Below are 3,947 nucleotides of genomic sequence, written 5' to 3' on the forward strand. Positions count from 1 at the left end.
CCGCCACTGCATCGAACATCTGCGAGATGCTGGCCTTCCACGGCGGCAGCGCCCACGGCGGTGGGCTGTCGGAATTCACCGTCGTCGAGCAGGACATGGCGCACCGCCTGCCCGACTCGGTGTCACTGGAGTCGGGGGCCCTGGTAGAACCGATGGCCGTTGCCCAGCATGCAGTCAACCGCGTACCACTCAACACGGACGACACCGTCGTCGTACTCGGCTCCGGTCCGATCGGCATTGGAGTCTGGTTCGCGCTGCGCGCCAGCAACATCGAGCGGCTGATCGTCTCCGACCCGTCGGCGCATCGCCGAGAGGCGATGGCGGCACTGGGTGCGCAGCACATCATCGACCCGACAACCCAGAATCTGCGTGAAACGGTCGATAGGCTCAGCGGCGGTCGCGGTGCGGCGGTGGTCTTCGATGCCGCTGGTGTCCCTGCGGCGTTCAATCAGGGGCTGTCTGTGCTGGCGCCGCGCGGCACGCTGATGGTCGTCGGAGTCCACGAGAAGGCATTCGATTTCAATCCCACTGCGCTCCTGGCCGGCGAGTACACCGTCACCTCGTCGATGACCTATACCGACGACGAGTTCGCTCAGGTCATCGAAAACATGGCCGGGGGCTGGTACAGCACCGACGGCTGGGTGGAGCATCGGCCACTCGACGGCCTGGTGGATTCGCTGGACCTGCTGCGCACAGGCCGCGCGATGAAGATCCTCATCGATCTATGAGCGATATGACCCCCACCCGAACGGCCCTCGCCGACATCGTCACTTCCCTGACGCTACCGGTGGTCGCGGCACCGATGACTCGAGTCTCCGGACCCGAGATCGTCGGTGCCGCGTGCACGGCCGGCATCATCGGATCGATCCCGGCGCACAATGCGCCGAGCACCGCGCACCTGGACACACTGCTCACCGACCTCGAAGCCGAACTCGGCGAACGATCACGGTTGGTGATGCCGAACATCGTCGTGCATCGTTCCAATCGACGACTCGCCGCCGATATCGAATGCCTCGCAGCCCATCGCATCGGCGCGGTGATTGCCAGCGTCGGCGCCCCCGACGTGATCATAGAACCCCTACAACGGGCCGGGATCGCCGTCCTCGCCGACGTAGCGACCATGCGGCACGCCCAACGTGCTGCACGAGCCGGTGTCGACGGATTGGTCCTACTCACGGCCGGCGCCGGTGGGCAGACCGGAACGGCTAATCCCTTCGCGTTCGTCCGAGCGGTCCGGCAGCAGTTCGACGGGGTAGTCGCCCTGGCCGGTGGCATCGCCGACGGCCGATCGATCTTGGCCGCCCAGGTCGCCGGCGCCGACCTGGCCTACCTCGGCACCCGCTTTCTGGCCACCCGAGAGAGCCGCGCCGACGCGGACTACCAAGCGGCAGTGGTGAACGCCGACCTCGACGATGTCCGTCTCACCACCGCAGTCAGCGGCCTTCGGTCCAGCGTGCTGGCGACGTGGATCGAGGAACATTTCGATGACAACTCGGGTCGGTCAGCATCTACGGGCTTCAGCCACGACGTCCTGACCAGCACCGAACCGTTCGCGTGGAGCGCCGGGCACGCCGTGGCAGCCGTCACCGCGATCACCGGATTAGCCGTGGTCGTCGACACCCTTCGCGCCGAGTACCAGCGGGCCGCCGACGAGACCCGCGCATTCCTCACCCACTCCCTCCCCTCTACCGTTTAGGAGCCCACGTGTCCGACATGCGGCTTTGGAATCTCACGTACGAACCGCTCGATCGCGCTTGCCGGTACTATCGGAAGAAGGTCGCCATCATTGACGGCGACAGGCAACTGACGTACAGCGAACTCGGTGAGTTCACCAATCGCGTCGCCAACGGACTTATCGCCCTGGGTGTCAGGCCCGGGGAGGTCATCGGCATGCTCATGCCGAATTGCCTGGAGTTCATCCCGACTCAGCATGGCCTGTGGAAGGCCGGTGCGGTCATGGTGCAGATGCCCGCACGCGCTTCGGCCGGCGATCAGATCCACTTCCTTAACAGCGCCGACGCGACAACGCTGATTTACCACGCGGAGTTCGACGATGTCGTCGAGCAGCTTCGGAAGCAGTGTCCGGCGGTGCGCCGCTACATTCGGCTCGCGCCCACCGCCACTCCTTCCGCCGACATCGACTACGCGGCCGCCTTCGATGCACAGTCGGCGCAGGCCCCCCGGGTCCCGGTGCGGCCGGAGGACCTGGCCAGCATCGCCTTCACCTCCGGGAGCACAGGCGCCCCCAAGGCGGTGCGCAACTCCCACGAAAGCACCGTCCACATGCACATCCCCGCCGGATCGGAGATCGGCGACGTGCGAGCGGGCGAGGTGTTCGCGTTGGGAGCTCCCCTGACGCATTTCGCGCAGATCTTCGTGCTCCCCACCTTCCTGAAGGGCGGCACCGTGGTCATGCTCCACGGACTGGACGTAGACCTGATCTTCGACGCCGTCGAGCGCTACCGAGTCACCGCCACTGCCCTGGTCCCCACCGTGCTCTACATGATGCTCGCGCATCCTCGACGCAACTCCGTCGACTTGTCCTCGCTGCGGACCATCGTCTACGCCGGTTCCCCGATGGCTCCCGACCGGTTGCGTGAAGCTGTCACGGCATTCGGCCAGGTCTTCTCCCAGACGTATGCAGGCACCGAACCGACATTCATGACCTGTCTGACCAAGGAAGATCACGACATCTCCAACCCCGCCACCGCACATCGGCTGGGTTCGGCAGGCCGCGCCATGTCGCATGTGACACTCTCGGTCCAGGACGAGCAAGACAACATCCTCGCAAGCGGTGAAATCGGTGAGATCTGCTCCCGCCAAGCCGGCCAGATGGTCGGCTACGTCGACTCCACTCGCGACCATGAGACCATCCGCGACGGTTGGGTGCACACCGGCGATATCGGTTACATCGACGACGACGGATACGTCTTCATCGTCGACCGGAAGAAGGACATGGTCGTGACCGGAGGATTCAACGTCTTCCCTCGTCAGATCGAGGACGTGTTGCTCCAACACCCGGCCGTCGCCCAATGCGCCGTCATTGGTGTCCCCGACGAGAAATGGGGTGAGGCGGTGAAGGCAATCGTCGTGCAGGCGGCCACCCAGTCCGCTACCGCCGATGAACTCATCGCGCTGGTCAAGGAACACAAGGGCAGTGTGTGGGCGCCGAAGACCGTGAAATTCGTCGATTCACTGCCTCTGACCACGACCGGGAAGATCGACAAGAAGAATCTCAAAGCGCCCTACTGGGCAGACCAGGATCGCCTCGTCCACTAGCGCTCTTTGAGCAGCTTGCGGGACAGTCGTATGGCGGCGTTGCGGTTTCGGTGGAGTTGGACCAGCACGTCGAGCACGGTGCTGTGCTGGTCGACCGCACGTCACTGGTAATGCTGGCTACCGTTGACGCAAATGAAGCCTCGCCGAGGTGCCATGTGTCACCGGGCCGCGATCGCCGTCCGCGCAGCCCGTCGGCGTAAGTTTGTCCGAACTTGGCACACCACCGCGGATAGTCTCGTAGCTGACCTCGCCCCCCACGTTCGAGCATGAGTTCCTCGACTTTCACGAGAAGCCGAGCGGGGCCGGACATGCAAGCACACGCAGTGGCTGATGATCTCGCCCCCGGTAGTGGTGACCTTGTGCGACGGAAAGCAGTGCTCACCCCGCCGGATGTCCTCAGTTGCCGCAAGCTCAACAACGCGACAGTACCGTTTGACCTTCGGGGCGAACGACGTCCAGAGGGAACAACCCACCCACCACATTTGGACTGTCACGCTCAACCATTCGTGTCTGAGGTGTGAACTGATGGGATGTCCCGCCCGCCGAGATAGACATCGGCGGGCGGGAGGTTGGTGGGTGGGTTGTCAACCCGTCACATCGCGGCCGATGACGGTGCGCGCAATGATCCACTGCTGTAATTCGTTGGCGCCTTCAAAAATTTCGAGAAT

General features: G+C 64.1%; 3 protein-coding genes. All 3 read left to right on the forward strand.

Translation table 11 applies throughout. The features are described 5' to 3' along the window. The coding region (locus VIQ49_RS06190; RefSeq protein WP_331882083.1) for a zinc-binding dehydrogenase at window positions 1-728 on the forward strand (728 nt) is incomplete at its 5' end. Beyond that, window positions 725-1,696 (forward strand): nitronate monooxygenase, encoded by a 972-nt coding sequence (locus tag VIQ49_RS06195; RefSeq protein ID WP_331882086.1) that lies wholly within the window; start codon window positions 725-727, stop codon window positions 1,694-1,696. The genes VIQ49_RS06190 and VIQ49_RS06195, both read left to right, overlap by 4 nt. Before the next feature lie 17 nt (window positions 1,697-1,713). Beyond that, entirely contained in the window at window positions 1,714-3,279 is a 1,566-nt protein-coding gene (locus tag VIQ49_RS06200) for an AMP-binding protein (RefSeq protein ID WP_331882089.1), read from the forward strand. Window positions 3,280-3,947: the final 668 nt, after the last annotated feature.

The sequence above is a fragment of the Williamsia sp. genome (genome assembly GCF_036566845.1).
Taxonomy (GTDB): Bacteria; Actinomycetota; Actinomycetes; order Mycobacteriales; family Mycobacteriaceae; genus Williamsia.